General features: G+C 50.6%; 21 protein-coding genes. 7 read left to right on the top strand and 14 right to left on the bottom strand.

Features of this window, described 5'->3' with window-relative positions:
- Positions 1 to 3 precede the first annotated feature (3 nt).
- A complete protein-coding gene (locus A9B99_RS07255) occupies positions 4 to 789 on the top strand; it encodes a CDP-diacylglycerol diphosphatase (RefSeq protein ID WP_064596287.1) in 786 nt (261 codons plus the stop codon).
- 63 nt (positions 790 to 852) lie between these two features.
- Here A9B99_RS07255 and tpiA read toward each other — a convergent pair whose 3' ends face one another.
- Together tpiA and A9B99_RS07245 are read right to left on the bottom strand one after the other, a co-directional pair.
- A complete protein-coding gene (tpiA, locus tag A9B99_RS07250; RefSeq protein WP_064596143.1) occupies positions 853 to 1,620 on the bottom strand; it encodes a triose-phosphate isomerase in 768 nt (255 codons plus the stop codon).
- A 102-nt stretch (positions 1,621 to 1,722) separates the two neighbouring features.
- Positions 1,723 to 2,322, bottom strand: coding sequence for a DUF1454 family protein (locus A9B99_RS07245; RefSeq protein WP_064596142.1), 600 nt, complete (start codon positions 2,320 to 2,322; stop codon positions 1,723 to 1,725).
- 114 nt (positions 2,323 to 2,436) lie between these two features.
- Between A9B99_RS07245 and A9B99_RS07240 the strand changes: the two genes are divergently transcribed.
- Positions 2,437 to 2,856, top strand: a complete 420-nt coding sequence (locus tag A9B99_RS07240) for a DUF805 domain-containing protein (protein ID WP_064596141.1) — start codon at positions 2,437 to 2,439, stop codon at positions 2,854 to 2,856.
- Here A9B99_RS07240 and fpr read toward each other — a convergent pair whose 3' ends face one another.
- The 4 genes from fpr to A9B99_RS07220 form a co-directional block, all read right to left on the bottom strand.
- Positions 2,857 to 3,603, bottom strand: coding sequence for a ferredoxin--NADP(+) reductase (fpr, locus tag A9B99_RS07235; protein WP_064596139.1), 747 nt, complete (start codon positions 3,601 to 3,603; stop codon positions 2,857 to 2,859). It lies immediately after the preceding gene.
- A gap of 93 nt (positions 3,604 to 3,696) precedes the next feature.
- Positions 3,697 to 4,707 (bottom strand): class II fructose-bisphosphatase, encoded by a 1,011-nt coding sequence (glpX, locus tag A9B99_RS07230; RefSeq protein ID WP_064596137.1) that lies wholly within the window; start codon positions 4,705 to 4,707, stop codon positions 3,697 to 3,699.
- A 138-nt stretch (positions 4,708 to 4,845) separates the two neighbouring features.
- Entirely contained in the window at positions 4,846 to 6,360 is a 1,515-nt protein-coding gene (glpK, locus tag A9B99_RS07225; protein ID WP_064596135.1) for a glycerol kinase GlpK, read from the bottom strand.
- A 22-nt stretch (positions 6,361 to 6,382) separates the two neighbouring features.
- Positions 6,383 to 7,234 (bottom strand): MIP/aquaporin family protein, encoded by an 852-nt coding sequence (locus tag A9B99_RS07220; protein WP_064596132.1) that lies wholly within the window; start codon positions 7,232 to 7,234, stop codon positions 6,383 to 6,385.
- Positions 7,235 to 7,364: 130 nt separating this feature from the next.
- Here A9B99_RS07220 and A9B99_RS23800 point away from each other — a divergent pair, with 130 nt between their 5' ends.
- Complete coding sequence (locus A9B99_RS23800) at positions 7,365 to 7,601, top strand: hypothetical protein (protein WP_156519016.1); 237 nt, start codon at positions 7,365 to 7,367, stop codon at positions 7,599 to 7,601.
- A gap of 73 nt (positions 7,602 to 7,674) precedes the next feature.
- Positions 7,675 to 7,920 carry a septal ring assembly protein ZapB gene (gene zapB / locus A9B99_RS07215; protein ID WP_156519015.1) on the top strand — a complete coding sequence of 82 codons (246 nt, stop codon included), beginning with the start codon at positions 7,675 to 7,677 and terminating at the stop codon, positions 7,918 to 7,920.
- A 56-nt stretch (positions 7,921 to 7,976) separates the two neighbouring features.
- Here the strand turns inward: zapB and rraA are convergent, their stop codons facing one another.
- From rraA to priA, 7 genes are all read right to left on the bottom strand, one after another.
- Complete coding sequence (gene rraA, locus A9B99_RS07210) at positions 7,977 to 8,462, bottom strand: ribonuclease E activity regulator RraA (RefSeq protein ID WP_036115835.1); 486 nt, start codon at positions 8,460 to 8,462, stop codon at positions 7,977 to 7,979.
- A 135-nt stretch (positions 8,463 to 8,597) separates the two neighbouring features.
- Positions 8,598 to 9,527, bottom strand: coding sequence for a 1,4-dihydroxy-2-naphthoate polyprenyltransferase (gene menA / locus A9B99_RS07205; protein ID WP_064596131.1), 930 nt, complete (start codon positions 9,525 to 9,527; stop codon positions 8,598 to 8,600).
- A gap of 143 nt (positions 9,528 to 9,670) precedes the next feature.
- Positions 9,671 to 11,002 carry an HslU--HslV peptidase ATPase subunit gene (gene hslU, locus A9B99_RS07200; RefSeq protein ID WP_064596130.1) on the bottom strand — a complete coding sequence of 444 codons (1,332 nt, stop codon included), beginning with the start codon at positions 11,000 to 11,002 and terminating at the stop codon, positions 9,671 to 9,673.
- 9 nt (positions 11,003 to 11,011) lie between these two features.
- Positions 11,012 to 11,542, bottom strand: a complete 531-nt coding sequence (gene hslV / locus A9B99_RS07195; RefSeq protein ID WP_036115842.1) for an ATP-dependent protease subunit HslV — start codon at positions 11,540 to 11,542, stop codon at positions 11,012 to 11,014.
- Between the two features lie 136 nt (positions 11,543 to 11,678).
- A complete protein-coding gene (ftsN, locus tag A9B99_RS07190) occupies positions 11,679 to 12,656 on the bottom strand; it encodes a cell division protein FtsN (RefSeq protein ID WP_064596129.1) in 978 nt (325 codons plus the stop codon).
- An 87-nt stretch (positions 12,657 to 12,743) separates the two neighbouring features.
- Positions 12,744 to 13,778: a DNA-binding transcriptional regulator CytR gene (gene cytR / locus A9B99_RS07185; protein ID WP_064596128.1), complete on the bottom strand. Its 1,035-nt coding sequence runs from the start codon at positions 13,776 to 13,778 to the stop codon at positions 12,744 to 12,746.
- 150 nt (positions 13,779 to 13,928) lie between these two features.
- Positions 13,929 to 16,124 carry a primosomal protein N' gene (gene priA / locus A9B99_RS07180; RefSeq protein ID WP_064596284.1) on the bottom strand — a complete coding sequence of 732 codons (2,196 nt, stop codon included), beginning with the start codon at positions 16,122 to 16,124 and terminating at the stop codon, positions 13,929 to 13,931.
- Between the two features lie 204 nt (positions 16,125 to 16,328).
- Here priA and rpmE point away from each other — a divergent pair, with 204 nt between their 5' ends.
- A complete protein-coding gene (gene rpmE / locus A9B99_RS07175; RefSeq protein ID WP_036115851.1) occupies positions 16,329 to 16,541 on the top strand; it encodes a 50S ribosomal protein L31 in 213 nt (70 codons plus the stop codon).
- Between the two features lie 76 nt (positions 16,542 to 16,617).
- Here the strand turns inward: rpmE and metJ are convergent, their stop codons facing one another.
- Positions 16,618 to 16,935 (bottom strand): met regulon transcriptional regulator MetJ, encoded by a 318-nt coding sequence (gene metJ / locus A9B99_RS07170; protein WP_064596126.1) that lies wholly within the window; start codon positions 16,933 to 16,935, stop codon positions 16,618 to 16,620.
- Positions 16,936 to 17,229: 294 nt separating this feature from the next.
- Here metJ and metB point away from each other — a divergent pair, with 294 nt between their 5' ends.
- Together metB and A9B99_RS07160 are read left to right on the top strand one after the other, a co-directional pair.
- A complete protein-coding gene (gene metB / locus A9B99_RS07165) occupies positions 17,230 to 18,390 on the top strand; it encodes a cystathionine gamma-synthase (protein WP_064596124.1) in 1,161 nt (386 codons plus the stop codon).
- A 2-nt stretch (positions 18,391 to 18,392) separates the two neighbouring features.
- Entirely contained in the window at positions 18,393 to 20,825 is a 2,433-nt protein-coding gene (locus A9B99_RS07160) for a bifunctional aspartate kinase/homoserine dehydrogenase II (RefSeq protein WP_064596122.1), read from the top strand.
- The last annotated feature ends 151 nt before the right edge of the window (positions 20,826 to 20,976 follow it).

Here is a 20,976-nt window from a genome sequence, read left to right as displayed (position 1 = left end):
ATGATGGTCCGTCATCGCAAAAAGTATTTAGGGTTATTTTTCGCAGTGTTAGTTGTAGCTGGTGCGGCGGGAGGTTGGTACTGGCATGAACGAGAGTGGAAGGCCGGGGCCCTGTGGCGCATTGTCAGTGAAAAATGTGTACCGGGTGAGCAGAAGAATCATAATCCAGCACCTTGTAAAGAAGTAAACCTGCAACAAGGGTATGTGCTATTGAAGGATCTCAATGGTCCTCTGCAATTTTTGTTAATGCCGGTTGAGCGTATAACGGGCATTGAGAGCCCTGAACTGCTTTCCCCCACAACGCCGAATTTTTTCTGGGACGCCTGGCATGAACGCGGTGTAATGGCAGAAAAACGAGGGGCGCCTGTACCGGATACTGCGATTTCGTTGGCAATAAATTCACCAACTGGCAGAACACAGAACCAGCTACATATTCATATCTCCTGCCTGCGCAACGATATTCGCCAAACCATTGACAAGTTTCAGTATGCTGTTGGGGCTCAATGGCAGCCATTCCCGGATAATCTGGCTGGTGAAGAGTGGCTGGCACGAACATTAACCCCAGAGGAACTGAAAAACCAAAGTTTGTTTATTAACTTTGCACAGCAGGTTGGTGGGGCAGCAAAACAGATGGGGCATTTCAGCCTGGCGCTGGTGGCACTGAAAAGTGGGAAATTACTGGCGTTGGCAACGGAGCGTGACTTATTGCACGGCAACCCGGCATCGGCAGAAGTGTTACAGGATCATACCTGCGCAATTTTGACCACACCAGAAACACAAAAGCCCTGAGCAGGCACTACAACGTAAGTGCTCTCCTGCAGGGCCTTTTAACCGCAGGGCGATTAATGCTTATCAGGCATTTTTCGCTTCTGCTGCTGCTTTAACGATAGTAGCGAAGGCATCTGCTTTCAGTGAAGCACCACCAACCAACGCACCGTCGATATCCGGCTGGCCAAACAGTTCAGCTGCGTTGCCCGCATTAACGGAGCCGCCGTACTGGATGATAACTTGTTCAGCAATTGCTGCATCAGCTTTTGCAATGTGATCACGAATGAATTTGTGAACAGCCTGAGCCTGTGCCGGAGTGGCAGATTTACCAGTGCCAATTGCCCACACGGGTTCATAAGCGATAACTGCACCTTCAAAAGCCTGAGCACCAAGAGTATTCAGAACGGCATCAATCTGGCGGGCACAAACTTCTTCTGTTTTACCTGCTTCGTTTTCTGCTTCAGTCTCACCAATGCAAAGAACCGGGATCAGACCTTGTTCTTTCAGGACAGCAAATTTTTTCGCGATAAGTTCATCGGATTCAGCGTGGTAGGTGCGGCGTTCGGAGTGACCAATAATAATATATTTTGCACCCACATCTTTCAGCATTGCAGCGGACGTTTCGCCAGTGAATGCGCCAGACAGGTTCAGATCAACGTTTTGTGCGCCCAGGTGAATGTGGCTGCCAGCTGCAGTCTGTTTTGCCAGGTCGAGGTACATCATCGGAGGGGCAATCGCAACACCACAACCCACAACACCGGATAATTCCTTACGCAGGTTAGTCACCAGCTCGTGAACCATGTGTGTGCTGCCGTTGAGTTTCCAGTTACCCATCACTAAGGGATGTCGCATCTTATTCTCCAGGTGGTAAGAAATAAAAATAGTGCTGCCATGGCAGGCAGCGGGTCTGTAACATAGTATAGAGATTCACAGCTCTAAAGGCTTTGCTTTTTATCATTGATTGCTGTTTTCAAGCGCTTCAGATAGCACCAGCTTAACCGGTTCAACAGCAAAAGTTAGCCCTTTTTCACCGTCATCTGCCACAACATAGCGTAACGCCCCTTCCGTTTGAGCGTAATAACTTTTGTTTTTTCCGGCAGACAACAATTTGGTGAGCAGATTTGCACTTTGTTGTGCCGAATAATTAGGGTTGAAATGATTGATTAACGCTTTCATCCAGGCCAGAGCTTTTGCCCGCGCGTTTGCCTGTTCTGGCCCCTGAATCGGTAACCAGGTTATCTGGATGCTTTTGATTTTGAGTGTCGCCCTCTCAAGTGCTGCTGATGCATAGAGATTTTCATTAATTTTTGTTGCAGCTCGCAGTAATAAAACCTTGGGGTCGTTGACCTCAATGGCACGAAATTCATTGAGTTGTAATGTGGGATTATCGTGATTGAAACGTTCACGGAAATCGGAAATCGAGATATTGAATACCGGTGCACCGGGTAGCAGGTACGCAGCGACAGGCGCTTTGGGTTCTCCTTGCTCCGCTTTGCCATAGGCTGCACAAGTCAATAATGTGAGTGCTGCAAGCGCGGTTAACAAGTATTTCATTCATTCTCACTCCCCCTGAGATTGGTGAAACGATTAAAACGATATCCTGTGCGCTTGTCAAAAACAGCTCCAGCCAGGGTAAACTATCCGCATTATGATAAACAGGGTACGTTTATGACCATACAGCTTTGGTTGTTTTCTTTTCGGGGGCGTATTGGCCGCCGTGATTTCTGGGTCTGGATTGTTGCGTGGGCAGTAGCTATGTCGCTGTTGTTTACGCTTGCCGGTAATCAAATGCTCAGCACACAAACTGCTGCATTTATTCTGGTTTGCCTGCTGTGGCCGACTTCAGCCGTTGTAGTTAAACGGTTGCATGACCGTGGCAAATCGGGAGCCTGGGCATTTTTAATGATTCTTGCCTGGATGTTGCTGGCGGGGAACTGGAGTATGCTGGGAGGTATCTGGGTCTGGGCGGTAGGGCGCTTTATACCTACTCTGATTATGGTGATGATGCTCCTCGACCTGGGCGCGTTTTTAGGCACCCAGGGAGAAAATAAATACGGTCAGGCAACGCAGGAAGTTAAATACCGTTAATTACCAATAATGTTCCGCCGTCATGTGCCCCGGGCGGCGGCGTAAGTGTTTTGTCATACCGCGGGTTTCTTTAAGTAGTGTCTGCGTGTCTCTTACCATGTCTGGGTTGCCACACAACATCACATGGCTGGTGGTGGGATCCAGAGCCAGCCCGGTCGCCGCTTCTAATGCTCCACTTTCTATCAATGCAGGTATCCGCCCGGTGAGTGCTCCCGTGGTGGTCTCCCGGCTGACTACGGTTTGAATGCGCAGCTTGTCATTCAGTTGTTGCTGAAGCGAAAGCATTAATGGCAGGTAACTTAAGTCGGCAGCATGGCGTACGGCATGAACCAGGACGATATGTTCGAAGCGTTCGAGGTCATCACCTTGCTGAAGTATGGATAAATAAGGCCCGATAGCCGTACCTGTCGCCAGCATCCAGAGCGTTTGGCAATCCGGAACTTCATCCAGCACAAAAAAGCCCGCAGCCGATGCGGTAACTTGTATCGGGTCACCAGGTTTGAGGGCACTCAGGTGTGGGCTCAGTTTGCCGCCCGGAACTGTCACCAGATAAAACTCAAGATTTGGGTTAGCTGGTGCATTGACGTAAGAATACGCTCGCTGGACACGTTCACCGTCAATTTCCAGGCTTAGTTTGGCAAATTGCCCGGCGGTGAAAGGAGCGACAGGGGCGTTGAGTGTCAGACTGAACAGTGTCTCTGTCCAGTGATTGATATTGATAACGTTGCCGGTAACCCAGTCAGCCATAAAGCACTCCTGTGATGATGTTTAATTAATCTTCGCCAGGTCTGCACAACATTTCCAGCCCAAAAGGGCTGGAAAGCTCAAGAAGACAAACGGTTACACAATATACACCTGCACACCCGAATCCTTGCGATCGAGGTAGTGAATGGATTTGATACGGCGAATCGTACGTGATTTACCGCGAATTAGCAGGGTTTCTGTTGTGGCCATATTCCCTTTGCGGGAAATACCATCGAGTAAATCACCTTTGGTAATGCCGGTTGCCGAGAAAATCACATTATCGCTTTTGGCCATTTCACTGAGTACCAGCACTTTGCCGGCTTCAATACCCATTTCCTGGCAACGTTGTAATTCTTTTTCGCCGAGAGAGCGGTTTTCAGGGGTATCGCCTTTAACATGATGACGGGCAACTAACCGACCCTGCATATCACCATCCAGAGCCCGAATAACAGCCGCAGACACCACACCTTCTGGCGCACCGCCAATGCCATACAGGACATCCACTTCGCTATCAGGCATGCAAGTCAGAATTGAGGCTGCTACATCACCATCAGGAATGGCGAAAACGCGCACGCCCAGCTTTTGCATTTCCTCGATGGCTTTCTCATGGCGGGGTTTTGCCAGGATAGTGACGGTGAGTTCACTCAATGGTTTTGCCATAGCGTAAGCGATATTGCGCAAGTTTTCGCTGAGTGACAGGTTGAGGTCGATAGCACCTTTGGCATCCGGGCCCACTATCAGCTTTTCCATATACATATCGGGTGCATTCAGAAAACAGTCTTTATCGCCAACAGCCAGCACAGCCAGCGCATTAGCCTGGCCCATTGCAGTCATTCTGGTGCCTTCAATGGGGTCAACAGCAATATCAACTGCGTCGCCTTTGCCGGTCCCCACTTTTTCACCGATATACAGCATCGGGGCTTCATCAATTTCCCCTTCGCCAATAACAATTTGCCCGTCAATATCAACCTGATTGAGCATGATGCGCATGGCATTCACGGCCGCACCGTCTGCGGCATTTTTATCTCCCCGGCCAAGCCACTTATAGCCAGCAAGTGCAGCGGCTTCAGTTACACGGGAAAATTCGATAGCAAGTTCTCGTTTCATAGCAAATCCACAACGTAAGAATTGCGACGGAGTGTAGCACAGTGGGGAAAGCACAGGGTAAGTCCCCTATGCTGGCAGGGTGATGGTAAAAATGAAAAAGCCACATAGACTGTGGCTTTTAAGTAGTTTATCAGTCAGTTACATCTCTTCGTGTTCTTCCCAGGCAAGGGCGCGTTTAACCGCTTTTTTCCAGCCTGCATAGCGGTAATTCCGTTCGGTAGTTTCAATACCTGGGCGGAACTCTTTCTCAATAACCGCTTTTTCATTCAGCTCATCCAGATTTTGCCAGTAACCCACAGCCAGGCCCGCCAGGTATGCGGCACCCAGAGCAGTGACTTCCCGGACCTCAGGGCGCTCAACCGGGGTACCCAAAATATCTGACTGGAATTGCATCAGGAAGTTGTTAGCAACAGCGCCGCCATCAACTCGCAGAGCGTGGAGCCGTACACCGGCATCGGCCTGCATGGCTTCAAGTACGTCGCGCGTCTGGTAGGCGATAGACTCAAGGGTAGCCCGAATGATGTGGTTGGCGTTTACACCGCGAGTCAAACCGAAGATTGCACCGCGTGCATAAGGGTCCCAGTAAGGAGCTCCGAGCCCGGTAAATGCTGGCACGACATAGACGCCATTGGTGTCTTTGACTTTGGTGGCAAAGTATTCAGAGTCGGTGGCATCACTGATGAGTTTCATTTCATCCCGCAACCACTGAATAGATGCACCACCCATAAATACCGCCCCTTCCAGCGCGTAATTCACTTCGCCAGTGGGGCCACATGCGATGGTGGTGAGCAACCCATGGCTGGAGGTGACGGCCTGATTGCCTGTGTTCATCAGCATAAAACAGCCGGTGCCATAAGTGTTTTTCGCCATCCCCTCTTTTACGCATAACTGCCCAAACAGGGCTGCCTGCTGGTCACCTGCGATCCCGGCAATAGGAATACGTGTCCCGCCTTTCCCCCCAATGTTGGTTTGGCCATAGACTTCAGACGATTTACGTACTTGCGGCAGCATTTCCCGAGGTATATCCAGTGCTTCCAGCATGCGGTCATCCCACTCCAGAGTATGGATGTTGAACAGCATGGTACGGGAGGCGTTGGTATAATCGGTGACATGTACCCGACCCTGAGTCATTTTCCAGATAAGCCATGTATCAACGGTACCGAATAACAATTCCCCACGACGTGCGCGTTCCCGCGAACCTTCAACGTGGTCGAGAATCCATTTAACTTTGGTACCCGAAAAATAGGGGTCGATGACCAGTCCTGTTGTGTTACGCACGTATTCTTCCATGCCATCGCGCTTAAGTTGTTCGCAAATTTCAGCGGTACGACGGCACTGCCAGACAATGGCATTGTAAATAGGTTTACCGGTTTCGCGCTCCCAGACAATGGCCGTTTCGCGCTGGTTGGTAATTCCGATAGCTGCTACCTGGTCTGAACGAATGTCTGCTTTGGCAAGCACTTCCACAAGTGTGGAACTTTGTGATGCCCAGATCTCCATGGGATCGTGTTCCACCCAACCCGCTTTGGGGTAGATTTGCTGAAACTCGCGTTGGGAGACACTGACGATGTTAGCATCGTGATCCAGTACCACGGCCCGGGAACTGGTGGTGCCCTGGTCCAGTGCGACGATGTATTTTTTCTCTGTGGTCATAAATGTGTGTCCTTAAGTCGAATTACAGCGAGGCTTTTTGTTGTGCCACCGCAGGCGATGATGGATTTGATGTTTCTACAACAGGTTTATTGCCAGGTAAATGATGAGCGATTAACTTCTTGTAGCCAAATGCGCCCAGAATGGCGCCAGTTACGGGGCCAAAAGCCGGAACAAGGAAGTAAGGAATGTTACGTCCTCCAGTGAAGGCGATGTCTCCCCAACCTGCCAGCCAGGCGAATGTTTTCGGACCAAGGTCGCGTGCCGGGTTCATCGCAAAGCCGGTTAATGGCCCCATCGATGCACCAATAACAGCAATGAGCAGGCCAATTAACAGTGGTGCCAGCGGGCCACGAGGGATCCCATTACCATCATCAGTCAGGGCCATAATTACGCCCATGAGAATGGCGGTAATGACCATCTCAACAGCAAAAGCCTGGTAGAAGTTGATATGGGGATTCGGGTAAGTAGAGAAAATGCCTGCCAGTTTCAGGCTTTCTGGTGTCCCCCGGACAATATGGTGAGTGAGTTCGTAATCAATAAACAGGTTGTAATAAAGCCCGTAAACCAGAGCTGCGGCGCAGAAGGCGCCGAGAAACTGTGAGCAGATAAAGGGCACAACTTTTCGCCCTTCGAAGTTCGCAAACAGCCACAATGCAAGAGTGACTGCCGGGTTAAGGTGTGCGCCGGATACGCCTGCGGTCAGATAGATGGCCATAGCCACCCCCAAACCCCAGATGATACTGATTTCCCACTGGCCAAATGTTGCGCCTGCGACAACTAAAGCGGCAACACAGCCAACACCGAAGAAAATCAACAACCCGGTACCAAGAAATTCGGCGATGCACTGACCTTTTAAGGTTGAAGTTTGACTCATAATCGGGTCCTGAAGGTAAATTAATGATTATTGTTTGTACGGGTAAGCCAATAACCCGCCATGTCGTGTAGACATACTGTTAATTTATCGTTAACGAGCAAAAACGAGAAATATCGAAAGTGATTTTTGTGTGCGCCGTCAAGAAAATGAGCGTTTTCGCGCCATGCGGGCCGGATTGTTGGGCCGGATAATCATTGGGCGTGATAAGAAATATCTCAATCTTTTAACGGATGTATTAACAATTTGGCTGATGGGCTGCGTGGGAAGTTCAGCAAATGCTGAAAAGTGTTGCAATCCGCAAACAGCCGGGTATGTCGCTGGACAGGGGCTGTCAGGCTTCTTACAATCGAAGTCTTGCGTGATGTAACGTATATCATTAAGGCGTCGCCGAAGCGGGACAGGATAGTCATCCATCAGCGCCTTTGTAATTCAGGAGAGGTATGACAATGTCATTTGAAGTGTTTGAAAAACTGGAAGCCAAAGTACAACAGGCTATTGATACCATCACGCTGTTGCAGATGGAAATCGAAGAGCTGAAAGAAAAGAACAACAACCTGGCGCAGGAAGTACAGCTTGCACAGGAAAATCGCGGAGCGCTGGAACAGGAAAATAACCAACTGAAAGAGCAACTGGGTGTCTGGCAAGAGCGTTTACAGGCACTGTTGGGAAAAATGGAAGAAGTTTAATTTCTCCTGGCGAGGCCTTTTGGGCGCAGTAATGTCTGCTGCGCCCAATAGTACGTCTATTCAATATCCAGGGGTTCTTCAGAAAGAATAATGCCAGTGTTATCTGCGTAGAGGTGGTCGCCTGAAAAGAACGTCACACCACCAAAGTTGACCCGAATATCACTCTCGCCTGTACCTTCTCCCGCAGCACCCACAGGAATGGCGGCAATAGCCTGAATACCGATATCCATTTCTTCCAGATCATCTACCTGGCGTACGGCACCGTAAATAACAATGCCTTCCCATTCGTTTTGCATAGCAAGGCGAGCCAGGTCGGCGTCGAGAAGTGCACGACGAACTGAGCCACCGCCATCCACGACCAGGATTCTCCCACGGCCATTTTCTTCGAGAAGCTCATACAGCAACCCGTTGTCCTCGAAACATTTTACTGTGATGACCTGTCCACCAAAGGAGTGACGCCCACCGAAGTTAGAAAATAACGGTTCGACGACATTAACATCTTCGTGGTAGATATCGCACAACTCTGAAGTATCGTATTTCATAGGATTAACACTTAGTTGCCGCTGGTAGTTTTCAGTATATCGCTTAATGTCTGGCGATGTCCTGCTGTAATGAGTAATTTTCAGCCTGTTGCGTATTGTCATTAAAAAACTGCAGGATGCGTTGATGTGGGTCAGTTATCCGCCCCATTGGCTGATGATGATACCTGCAACAAACAAGATATTGGTCAGTAAGGCCGCTTTCACTGTTTTTTCAAGCATTGGGCGTATTGCTACCGGGTTGGTTTCGCGCAGAATATAACGGCACTGGCGCACCAGTAGTGGAACTGAGAGCACAAACAACCATCCCCACATTTGCTTCAGCCAAAGTAAATTAAACAGGGCAAAACATAACAGAGCACCCATAAGCAATATGACATGGTAGCGGCGGGCATTATACGGCCCAAGGCGTACCGCGAGTGTGTTTTTACCATTCTCTCTGTCGCTGTCTAAATCACGCAGGTTATTGATATTCAATACTGCTGTTGCTAACAGCCCAGTTGCAGTCGCAGGAATGAAGATAGAGAATGCCAGTTGATGGGTTTGTAAATACCATGCGCCAACAACACTTAGCCAGCCAAAGAAAATCAGTACTGATATGTCACCAAGACCCATATAACCATAAGGTTTGTTGCCAACGGTATAGGTAATCGCCGCAACAATAGCCAGGACGCCGAGCAAGAGAAAACCAAACAAATCAGACAAGGTATGGCAGGCGACCAGCACCAGCGCCAGGCCAGCCAGACAAGTTAGTGTAACGGTGATAATCAGGGCGACTTTCATTTGAGCCACACTGATCAGGCCTTTTTGCATACCACGCAATGGCCCTATACGGTCTGGTTTATCACTGCCTTTAAGTGCATCACCATAATCATTGGCTAAATTTGAAAGAATTTGTAATAGCCCGGCGGTTAACAAAGCCAGTGCGGCAACAAGCGGATTAAAGGTATGTTGCCACCAGGCCAGAACGCTCCCCACAACAATAGAAATAAACGCCAGGGGTAGTGTACGAGGGCGCAGGCTTTCAAACCACGCGCGGGCAACACTCACAGGTTGGGCATCAGTCATGTTTTATCGCCAGCAATAAAAATGGGGGCACGATGCCCCCATGGAAATGAACAGGATTAGGCTCGGAATCGAATTGTACACGGTACATGGCCTAACCTGAAAGCGTGTTACCCATTGGTGTCGTGATACCAGTGGGGTGGCAACTACAAAATAAACCGGCTCAGGTCTTCGTCTGCTACCAGTTCGTCAAGGTGCTTGCTGACATAGGCGGCATCAATAGTGATGGTTTCGCCACCGATCTCACTGGCATCAAACGAAATGTCTTCCATCAGACGTTCCAGCACCGTGTGCAAACGGCGGGCACCAATGTTTTCAGTTGTTTCATTGACCTGCCATGCAGCCTGAGCAATACGGCGAATGCCATCGTCTGTGAAGGCTATATTAACCCCTTCAGTTGCCATCAGTGCTTTGTACTGTACAGTGACGGACGCGTTCGGTTCTGTCAGGATCCGCTCAAAATCCTCAGTGGTTAGTGCCTGTAACTCTACGCGGATAGGCAAGCGGCCTTGCAGTTCAGGGATAAGGTCTGATGGGCTGGCAACCTGGAATGCACCAGAAGCAATAAACAGAATATGGTCTGTTTTCACCATCCCATGCTTCGTGGATACCGTACAGCCTTCAACCAGAGGCAACAAATCGCGTTGCACGCCTTCGCGGGAGACATCCGGGCCAGAAGTATTACCACGTTTACAAATTTTATCGATCTCATCGATAAACACGATGCCATGCTGTTCAACGGCATCAATCGCATCTTGTTTCAGTTCTTCCGGATTAACCAGTTTTGCAGCTTCTTCTTCCACCAGAAGCTTCATAGCATCTTTGATTTTCAGCTTACGCGGCTTCTGTTTCTGCCCACCCAGATTTTGGAACATAGACTGAAGCTGGCTGGTCATTTCTTCCATACCTGGCGGAGCCATGATTTCGACACCCATTGGTGCAGCCGCAAGGTTGATTTCTATTTCTTTATCATCCAGTTGGCCTTCACGCAGTTTTTTACGAAACGCCTGACGCGCAGCAGAAGGCTCCTGGGAGGCTTCTGCCTGGCCCCAGTTATTTTTTGCTGGTGGGATCAAAGCATCCAGAATCCGCTCTTCTGCCATTTCTTCTGCACGATAGCGGTTTTTTTCAATAGACTGCATGCGAACCATTTTCACGGCAGCATCGGTCAGATCGCGGATAATAGAATCCACTTCCTTACCAACATAGCCCACTTCGGTGAATTTGGTCGCTTCCACTTTGATGAACGGCGCATTAGCCAGTTTTGCCAGCCTACGGGCTATTTCTGTTTTACCGACACCAGTTGGCCCGATCATCAGGATATTTTTTGGTGTCACTTCATGGCGTAGCTCTTCATCAAGCTGCATACGGCGCCAGCGGTTACGCAGCGCAATAGCGACAGAACGCTTTGCTGCGTCCTGACCAATAATGTGTTTGTCGAGTTCGCTGACAATTTCGCGTGGGGTCATTTCAGACATGGGCAGTCCTTAAACTTTTGACGGTAATTCTTCGATGGTCTGGAAACTGTTGGTATAAATACAGATATCACCTGCAATACCCAACGCTTTTTCGACAATATCGCGTGCGCCTAACTCTGTGTTTTCCAGTAATGCACGAGCCGCAGCCTGAGCATAAGGGCCACCAGAGCCAATCGCAATCAGGTCATTTTCGGGCTGGATAACGTCGCCATTGCCACTAATGATGAGTGAGGCATTTTCATCGGCTACAGCCAGTAGTGCTTCCAGCCGACGCAGCATACGGTCGGTACGCCAGTCTTTCGCCAGTTCAACTGCGGCTTTAACCAGGTGCCCCTGGTGCATTTCCAGTTTTCGTTCGAACAGTTCAAACAAGGTAAAGGCATCTGCTGTTCCGCCAGCAAATCCCGCAATCACTTTGTCATTGTAGAGGCGACGTACTTTTTTGACATTACCTTTCATTACGGTATTGCCCAGCGTGGCCTGACCATCGCCACCGATTACTACATGGCCATTGCGGCGTACACTTACTATTGTTGTCACGAGCAGACCCCTTGTGGATAGCTGAATGAGGGTACTCCGGGCCCGGTTTGCCTGTACTATTCACGGCCTGTACTACAGCTCACCAAAACACGCCCGGAAGAGAATGAAATTATAGATGGGGGGAAAATTGGGGGTTTCAACCCCCGGATGCGATACGGATGCAGTTTGCGTGACCGGAAACCTTCAACCTGCTGATAGTAGAGTCTGCATTCTCTTTCCCTTTCAACGGGCCAATGACCACCCGGTTCCAGCCGTTATTCACGGTAATATGTGAAGAAAAACCTTCAAATGCTAACTGTGCGCGCACAGTTTCGGCCTGATCCGCTCCGCGGAATGAGCCACATTGTATCATCCAGCGCCGTTCATCTTTTTTCTCTGCAGTTTTGGCCGGTTCCTGTACCTGTGTGACAGGCGCAGGCTGTTCTGTTCGGGTTGCAGTGGTACTTCGCGTCTGTTCTCTTTGGGATGTATGCGCAGGCGTTTGCATCAGGTCTTCATAAGGTGAGGCTGATGTGGGGGCCCGCACAGGAGAAGAGCGCGAATAAGTTTGTGTATTACGCGTTGTTGAAGGCTGAGACTGAGTATTCGACGAGCGGGATGATGTACCCGAAGGCTGTGCCTGTTGTTGTACTGCGGCGGCCTGACGTTGACGTTGCAATGTTTGCTGGCGTTGTTCTGGGGTTTGTTCATTCCAGGGCACTTCACTCAGTTGTGTGGGTTGCTGGCGCATATCTGCCTGCATTTGTTCCAGTAACTGGCGTTGCTCGTTGGTTAGTTGATCAGCATTTTTGATTTCCCCTCCTGAAGAGGGTTCTGTAGGCGTACGTATGCCTGGCTGGCGATTTTCCAACTCTTTAATATAGCGCCACCGCTCTTCGGGCTTCGGCGGCAGACCATTGCCGGGAATGCTTTGCCCGCTTCGCGCCTCACTTTCTTCTTTTTTATGATGGGTAATAAAGTAAAGCCCGCCAACAAAAGCCACCAGAACAGCCGCCGCAACGGCAACCATCACTGGAGAGAGCGCAGACCCCTGAGTCTGCTTTTTGCGGGAATTTCCTTTTTTCCGCCGTGCTGGCGTCGATTGCCCACGACGTACGTAATCTCGTTGTGCCACTATCGTTTCGCTGTGAATATAGTATTTATCAGTCCGCCATGTTACTTAAGGGGCGGGAGTTTGACCAGATTAAGGATTCCGAAAGCGTTAAATCCCTGCTTTTGCCGGGCCAGTCGATTCCCTGATGATCAGGTCGCAGTCAAGCAAACGGGATCCCGGGCTGATGGTGTTCCCATTCAACTGTTCCAGAAGCAGCAACATCGCTTCCTCGCCAATTTTGAAGCGGGGCTGCGCCATGGTGGTGAGTGGCGGGTCGCAAAAGCGTGATAATGCAATATCGTCGAATCCCATAATAGACAGGTCTTGCGGTACGCGCAGGCCGTGGCGTTTTGCCCATGAAAGCGCACCCAGCGCCATGACATCACTGTGGCAAAATATGGCGGTGGGCGGAACAGGCAGGCGCTGCAATTGCTCAAGCGCACTTGCCCCGGCTTCATAGCTAAAATCGCCGCGTACAATATAGTTTGAGTCTACTGTAATGCCATTGCGCCTAAGAGCCTGAATATACCCTTGCAAACGATAGTGTGAGAGAGGCATTTCTTCGGGGCCGGCAATACAGGCAATATGGGTATGGCCTTGCTGCAGCAACCAGGCGACGGCATTAAAAGCCGCAGTCAGGTTGTCGATGTGAACTGTTGGTAGTTCCAGCTCAGGTGCGAATTCGTTCGCCATCACCATTGGCGGCAGGTTGCGCTGCTCTTCGCGGCTGGCATCGAAAGGTAGTTGGGAGCCAAGCAGTAACATGCCGTCGATTTGTTTACTGATGATGAGGTCAATAAAGTTCTTTTCTTGCTGGTTTTGGTGAGCACAGTCGCCAATTAACACCAGGTAGCCATGCTGTGCCGCAGTGGTTTCGATACCGCGCAGAATTTCACTGAAAAAGGGATCGCAAATATCCGGCACAATGACCAGAAGTGTGCGGGAGTCGTTGCGTTTGGCACTGCGGTTCAGAGCATGTGGCAGATAGCCCAGCTCAATAGCAGCCTGCTCAACCCGATTGCGTGTTGCCTGCGAAACTTTCTCGGGGTTCATTAATGCGCGAGAGACTGTTGCTGTAGACACTTCTGCTTTTTCTGCCACATCTTTCATCGTGGGTGCCACGACTTTTTTGTTTGCCTTCAACGTGCTCTCCTCGTCCGAAACCGCAAATGATGCATTTTATCTGATGCTGTTCACATTTTTATCAGATAATCGCAGCAAGTTGTTACAACTCTTTCATTTGAAGTGTGATCTGTATTGCTTTTCGGAGCTTCCTCGCATTCTTCTGGCGAATTAGCCTTCGATCGGATCGACGTCCAGCATCCATTTTACTTTTTTCGCCCCGGGCAGTGTGTTAACCAGAACCAGTGCAGTGGCCAACACTTGTTGAAGACGAGCGCGTGAAGGATGTTGCAGCAAGAGCTGCCAACGGAATCGGCCACCACGTTTGGGTTGCAGAGCCGGAACCGGGCCGAGTAACCACAGTTGTTGGTCTGCCGCCGGGCTTGCCTGAAGCAGGTTGCGCAATTGCTGCAAAAAGACTGGAGCAAGCTGGTTGTTGTGGTCTTCAGCGCGAATAAGCACATGGCTGCTCCAGGGGGGCAACATGACTTTTTGCCGCTCAGCCAGCGCCTGGCTGGCAAATGCGTCATAACCTTTTGCGAGCAAAATTTGTAGTAAAGGGTGTTCGGGATGGTGAGTTTGTAAAATAACTTCGCCTTGCTTGCCAGCCCGCCCGGCTCGCCCTGATACCTGAGTGTAGAGCTGAGCGAAGCGCTCTGCGGCACGGAAATCAGCTGAGAATAATGCACCATCGACATCCAGTAAGGCGACCAGGGTGACATCGGGAAAGTGGTGCCCTTTAGCCAGCATTTGGGTACCAATCAGGATCCTCTTACCTCCACGGTGAACCGCCTCAAGGTGTTTTTCCAGGGCGCCTTTACGGCTGGTTGTATCGCGGTCAATACGGGAAACAGGCACGGAAGGAAAAAACGGAGCAAGGCTTTCTTCCAGTTGTTCTGTGCCAGTGCCGACGGGTACCAGGTGGGTTGAACCACACCCCGGGCATTGGTGAGGAATAGGACGCTGGCTGTCACAATGGTGGCAGCGCAGGTGCCGCTGACGTTGATGAATGGTGTAATAGTGATCACACCGCTGGCATTCAGCAATCCAGCCACAATCATGGCACAGTAAAGCGGGGGCATATCCACGGCGGTTCAGAAATAAAATCACCTGATTATCCGCTTCAAGGTGTTGGCGCATGCGGTTAATCAGTGCCGGAGATAAACCAGCCTGAAGTGACTGCCCTTTCAGATCCAGAACGTGTTGCATTGCCGGGCGAGCATTTCCTGCCCTTCGGGTCAGTTTAAGTTGGCGATACTTGCGTTGCTGGACGTTATACAGCGTTTCCAGCGATGGAGTGGCAGATCCAAGCACAATGGGAATGTCTTCACTGTGAGCCCGCCACACGGCAAGATCACGGGCGTGGTAACGCCAACCTTCCTGCTGTTTATAGGAGCTGTCATGCTCTTCATCGATAACGATAACGCCCAGGTTACGAAATGGGGTAAACAACGCTGACCGCGTACCAATAACAATCGCGGTATCACCCCGGCTGGCTTTGATCCAGGTGGCTAAGCGCTCACTGTCATTCAGCCCTGAATGCAGCACATCGACCGGAGCCTTAAAGCGCTCGCGAAAACGGGCGATGGTTTGTGGTGTCAGCCCAATCTCTGGCACCAGTACCAGCGCCTGTTTACCTCGTGCCAGCACGTTTTCCAGCACGCTCAGGTAGACTTCTGTTTTCCCGGAGCCGGTAATACCCGCCAATAACCAGGCTGTAAAATGGTCATCGTCACCGTGAATTGCCCCAACCGCCATCGCCTGCTCGGTATTCAACCTCAGGCGGTCCTGAGCGAGCGTGAACATATTTTGCCACGGAGAACTTGCTTGCTCTTCCTGGCGAATGTCGCACAGCCCTTTACGGCGCAGTGACTGGAGAGCCGAGTCGTTCAGGTCAAGTTCAGTAGTCTGCTGGCGTAGCACCGGGCCCTGGTGAAGAGCCGCCAGCGCCTGCTGTTGCTTTGGTGCACGTTTTAACCCATTCAGGTCAGTTGCCATGCCTTGTTCGGTAGCAAACCAGTAACTTTGAGGTGACAACAGAGCTGGTTTACCCTGGCGTAATGGGATGGGCAGGGCATGAAACAGCACTTCGCCAATCGGGTGATGATAGTAGTTTGCAGCCCACAGGAGTAAACGCCATAAAGATGCTGAGTATAGCGGTGTGCTGTCCAGTGCTTCCTGCACAGTCTTCAGGTCTGCCAGAGGAAGCTCACTGGTATCATCAATACTGACCACAATACCGGTACGTTTTTGCGTTCCGAAAGGCACGGTGACACGACAGCCAGCTACCAGTACCATATTTTCAGGTATGGCATAGTCAAAAGTGCGGTTTAGTGGAACGGGCAAAGCAACGTGGGCAACGGGCATCAGCGCTTCCAAAGCAAAAAAAGGCAGTCTAGTGTACACTGTGACCGCGGTTGTGTGCGGATCAGTTTGCATACTCTGGTTAATTTCTGTATGATTCGCCGCCTTTGATGTGCAATTTCGCACTCAAAACCATTACTATCAACTTCGCGTGGTGTCTGGCGTTAGGGCTGGAAGAGCGACGCGGCCTTAGACCTGAGGTTTTCCATGAAAAAAGATATTCACCCGAATTATGTAGAAATTACTGCAACTTGTTCTTGCGGTAATGTCATCAAAACCCATTCTACCGTGGGTCACGACCTGAACCTGGACGTATGTGGTAAATGCCACCCGTTCTTCACTGGTAAACAACGTGTTGTTGATACCGGCGGTCGTGTTGAACGTTTCAACAAACGTTTCAGTATTCCGGGCAGCAAGTAATATTTTGCTTGTCACGAAAAAGGCGCCGAAAGGCGCCTTTTTTGCATCTGTTATCTGATGATAACGCTGCACCGGATTAATATTCCCATGTATCCGGGTCTATCCCCAGCTCACGCATAATTACTTTTGCATGTTCCGGAATTTCATCACTTCGCTCTTTACGCAGGTCGTTGTCGTCTGGTAACGGCTGCCCGGTAAATGCGTGGAGAAATGCTTCACACAGCAATTCACTGTTCGTTGCGTGGCGCAGGTTATTTACCTGGCGACGAGTACGTTCGTCAGTGAGGATCTTTAACACTTTCAGAGGAATGGAAACCGTAATTTTCTTTACTTGTTCACTCTTCTTACCGTGCTCAGCGTATGGGCTGATATATTCGCCGCTCCATTCAGCCATGAGATACCTTTAGTCCTCTCAGTCATTAAAAAAGGCCCAACCCCTTGCGGGAACTGACCATTAAAGTAAATTTTTACCGTACACAGATTCGCACGTTTTTAGACAGCGTTGCTGTGTGCCAGATCTTAAGCGTATAAGTTTAACGGTTATTGGCGCTCTGCTCAATCTATACGCAAAGAAGTTTAGATGTCCAGATGTATTGACGTCTATGTTAACTCTGTTTACTCTGTTGGCTGTCTTCTGATTACTGTATTACGCGCCTGCCGGTTCAGGTGTCAGCCAGGGATACTCACCATGACACGCAAACAAGCCACAATTGCTGTACGTAGCGGATTAAACAATGATGAACAGTACGGTTGTGTTGTGCCGCCGATTCATCTCTCCACGACTTATAACTTCACTGATTTCAATTTACCACGCGAGCATGACTATTCTCGCCGTGGTAACCCAACGCGCGATGTCGTCCAGCGTACGCTGGCTGAACTGGAAGGTGGTGCGGGTGCAGTAATGACAAATACTGGCATGTCGGCCATTCATTTGCTAACAGCTATTTTCCTGAACCCTGGTGATTTGTTAGTTGCGCCTCATGATTGTTATGGCGGCAGCTATCGGTTATTCGACAGCATGGCCAAACGTGGTTGCTACCGCGTACAGTTTGTTGACCAGAATGATGAAGCGGCGCTGGAATCGGCTCTGTCACAGAAGCCTAAACTGGTGCTGATAGAAAGCCCGAGCAACCCTTTATTGCGTGTTGTGGATATCGCAAAAATTTGCCAGGCGGCAAAAGCTGTCGGTGCAATCACTGTTGTTGATAACACTTTCCTGAGCCCGGCGTTGCAAAATCCACTGGCTTTGGGCGCGGACCTGGTGGTTCATTCCTGTACCAAATACCTTAACGGGCATTCTGATGTTGTGGCAGGAGCCGTGATTGCCAAAGATGCTGAGATGGCGACAGAGCTTGCCTGGTGGGCAAACAATATTGGGGTAACGGGAAGCGCTTTTGACAGCTACTTGCTATTACGTGGGATTCGTACTCTGGCTCCGCGTGTTGAACTTGCACAACGCAATGCACTTGCCATTGTGGACTATCTGAAAAAACAGCCCCTGGTTAAGCGCCTTTATCACCCATCACTTCCTGAAAATCCAGGGCATGATATTGCTGTACGCCAGCAAAAAGGATTTGGAGCGATGCTCAGTTTTGAACTGGATGGTGACGAACAAACATTACGCCGCTTCCTCAAAGGCCTCTCTCTCTTTACACTGGCGGAATCTTTGGGTGGGGTTGAAAGCTTAATTTCCCATGCCGCGACGATGACCCACGCCGGGATGTCAGCTGAAGCGCGTGCGGCGGCCGGTATTTCTGAGACGTTGCTACGTATCTCAACCGGAATAGAAGATGGTGACGATCTAATTGCTGACCTGGAAAATGGATTCCGGGCTGCATCTGAGGGGTAAGTATGAGTGTTACTGCACCAGCAGGGGGCGCAGGCCGCCAGTTACATAAGTTTGGCGGGAGCAGTCTTGCCGATGTGAAGTGCTACTTGCGGGTGGCCACAATTTTGGAAGAGTATTCCTGTCCTGGCGATTTAGTGGTGGTATCTGCCGCCGGCAGCACAACCAACCAGCTGATTAGTTGGCTGAAACTGAGTCAGACTGACCGGCTCTCTGCTCACCAGGTGCAGCAAGCACTACGTCGTTATCAGACCGAGCTGATTAGCGGGCTACTGCCCGCCGAAATTGCCGACGTACTGATTGCCGATTTTATTCATGATCTGGAGCGTCTTGCTGTATTGCTGGACAGCACAATCACCGATGCCATTTATGCCGAGGTTGTCGGTCATGGTGAAGTGTGGTCGGCCCGGTTGATGTCTGAGGTCCTCAGGTTGCAAGGGATGGAAGCCGCCTGGCTGGACGCCCGCGATTTTATGCGGGCAGAACGTGCGGCACAGCCTCAGGTAAATGAAGGCCTGTCTTATCCGTTGTTACAACAACTCCTGGTTCAGCATCCAGGCAAGCGTATTGTAGTAACCGGCTTTATTTGCCGTAACAACGCCGGAGAAACGGTATTGCTGGGCCGTAATGGCTCTGACTATTCTGCGACGCAAATTGGTGCGCTGGCAGGGGTTTCCCGTGTCACTATCTGGAGTGACGTGGCTGGCGTTTATAGCGCGGATCCACGTAAGGTGAGTGATGCCTGCCTGCTGCCGTTATTGCGCCTGGATGAAGCCAGTGAACTGGCTCGCCTTGCCGCGCCAGTGCTGCATACCCGTACACTCCAGCCTGTATCCGGCAGCGATATCGACCTGCAGTTGCGTTGTAGCTATAACCCGGAGCAAGGCTCAACGCGTATTGAACGAGTATTAGCCTCGGGGACTGGGGCACGTATTGTGACCAGTCACGACGATGTGTGTTTGATTGAACTCCAGTTGGCGCCGGAACAAGATTTCCGCCAGGCGCAAAAAGAGGTGGATACGGTGCTGAAACGCGCTCAACTTCGCCCTCTTGCTATTGGTGTGCATCCTGACCGCCATCTGTTGCAACTGTGCTATACCTCGGAAGTGGTGAACAGTGCCTGGCAGCAATTACAGGATATTGCGCCGCAAGGCGAGCTGGTACTGCGTGAAGGGCTGGCTTTGGTTGCGATGGTAGGGGCTGGGGTGTGCCGTAATCCTCTGCACAGCCACCGCTTCTGGCAGCAGTTAAAAGACCAGCCAGTCGAGTTTATCTGGCAATCGGATGAAGGCATCAGCCTGGTTGCTGTACTCCGCAGCGGGCCAACTGAACACCTGATTCAGGGGCTGCACCAGTCTTTGTTCCGCGCCGAGAAGCGCATTGGTCTGGTGCTGTTCGGAAAAGGCAACATTGGTTCTCGCTGGCTTGAGTTATTTGCCCGTGAGCAGGAATCATTATCTGCCCGGACAGGGTTTGAATTTATTCTGGCTGGCGTGGTGGACAGCCGCCGCAGCTTGTTAAGCTATGATGGGCTTGATGCCAGCCGGGCACTGGCTTTCTTCAATGATGAAGCTGTAGAGCTGGATGAAGAAGCGCTTTTCTTATGGATGCGGGCACACCCGTACGATGACCTGGTGGTGCTGGATGTAACAGCCAGTGAACAACTGGCTGATCAGTATCTGGATTTTGCCAGCCACGGTTTCCACGTCATTAGTGCGAATAAACTGGCAGGAGCCAGTTCCAGCGATAAATTTCGCCTGATTCGCGATGCGTTTGCGAAAACAGGGCGTCACTGGTTATACAACGCAACTGTGGGTGCGGGTTTACCCGTAAACCATACGGTTCGGGACTTGCGAGACAGTGGTGACTCGATCCTTGCGATCAGTGGAATTTTCTCCGGCACACTCTCCTGGTTGTTTTTGCAATTTGACGGCACAGTGCCTTTCACCGATCTGGTGGATCAGGCCTGGCAGCAGGGGCTGACTGAGCCTGATCCGCGGGTAGATCTGTCGGGGCAGGATGTCATGCGCAAATTGGTGATTTTGGCGCGTGAAGCCGGGTACGACATCGAACCTGAACAGGTGCGGGTCGAATCACTGGTTCCGGTTGGTTGTGAGTCTGGTTCTGTCGACTATTTCTTCGAAAATGGTGATGCACTGAATGAGCAAATGTTGCAACGCCTGGAAGCTGCGCAGGAGATGGGGCTGGTATTGCGTTATGTAGCCCGTTTTGATGCCAATGGTAAAGCCCGGGTTGGTGTGGAAGCGGTACGACAGGAACATCCGTTAGCTTCTCTGTTGCCCTGTGACAATGTATTTGCTATTGAAAGCCGCTGGTATCGGGATAATCCCCTGGTGATTCGCGGGCCCGGTGCCGGGAGGGATGTTACCGCTGGCGCCATTCAGTCGGATATCAATCGCCTGGCAAAATTGCTTTAAATCCTGCTATTCATACCGCTATTCGGGCCTGATGGCCTGAAGGCGGTATGCCATCACCTTCTGCGTATAAAAATCATCACTTATCCATGAAATTTTTTCACGTTGGCTGATAATTATTCCTGTTACTCAAGAATTTTTCAGTTGACGGGGC

Source organism: Mangrovibacter phragmitis (assembly GCF_001655675.1).
GTDB classification, from domain to species: domain Bacteria; phylum Pseudomonadota; class Gammaproteobacteria; order Enterobacterales; family Enterobacteriaceae; genus Mangrovibacter; species Mangrovibacter phragmitis.
The sequence above is the reverse complement of the archived record's forward strand: the minus strand, read 5'-3'. Positions and strand labels throughout refer to the sequence as shown.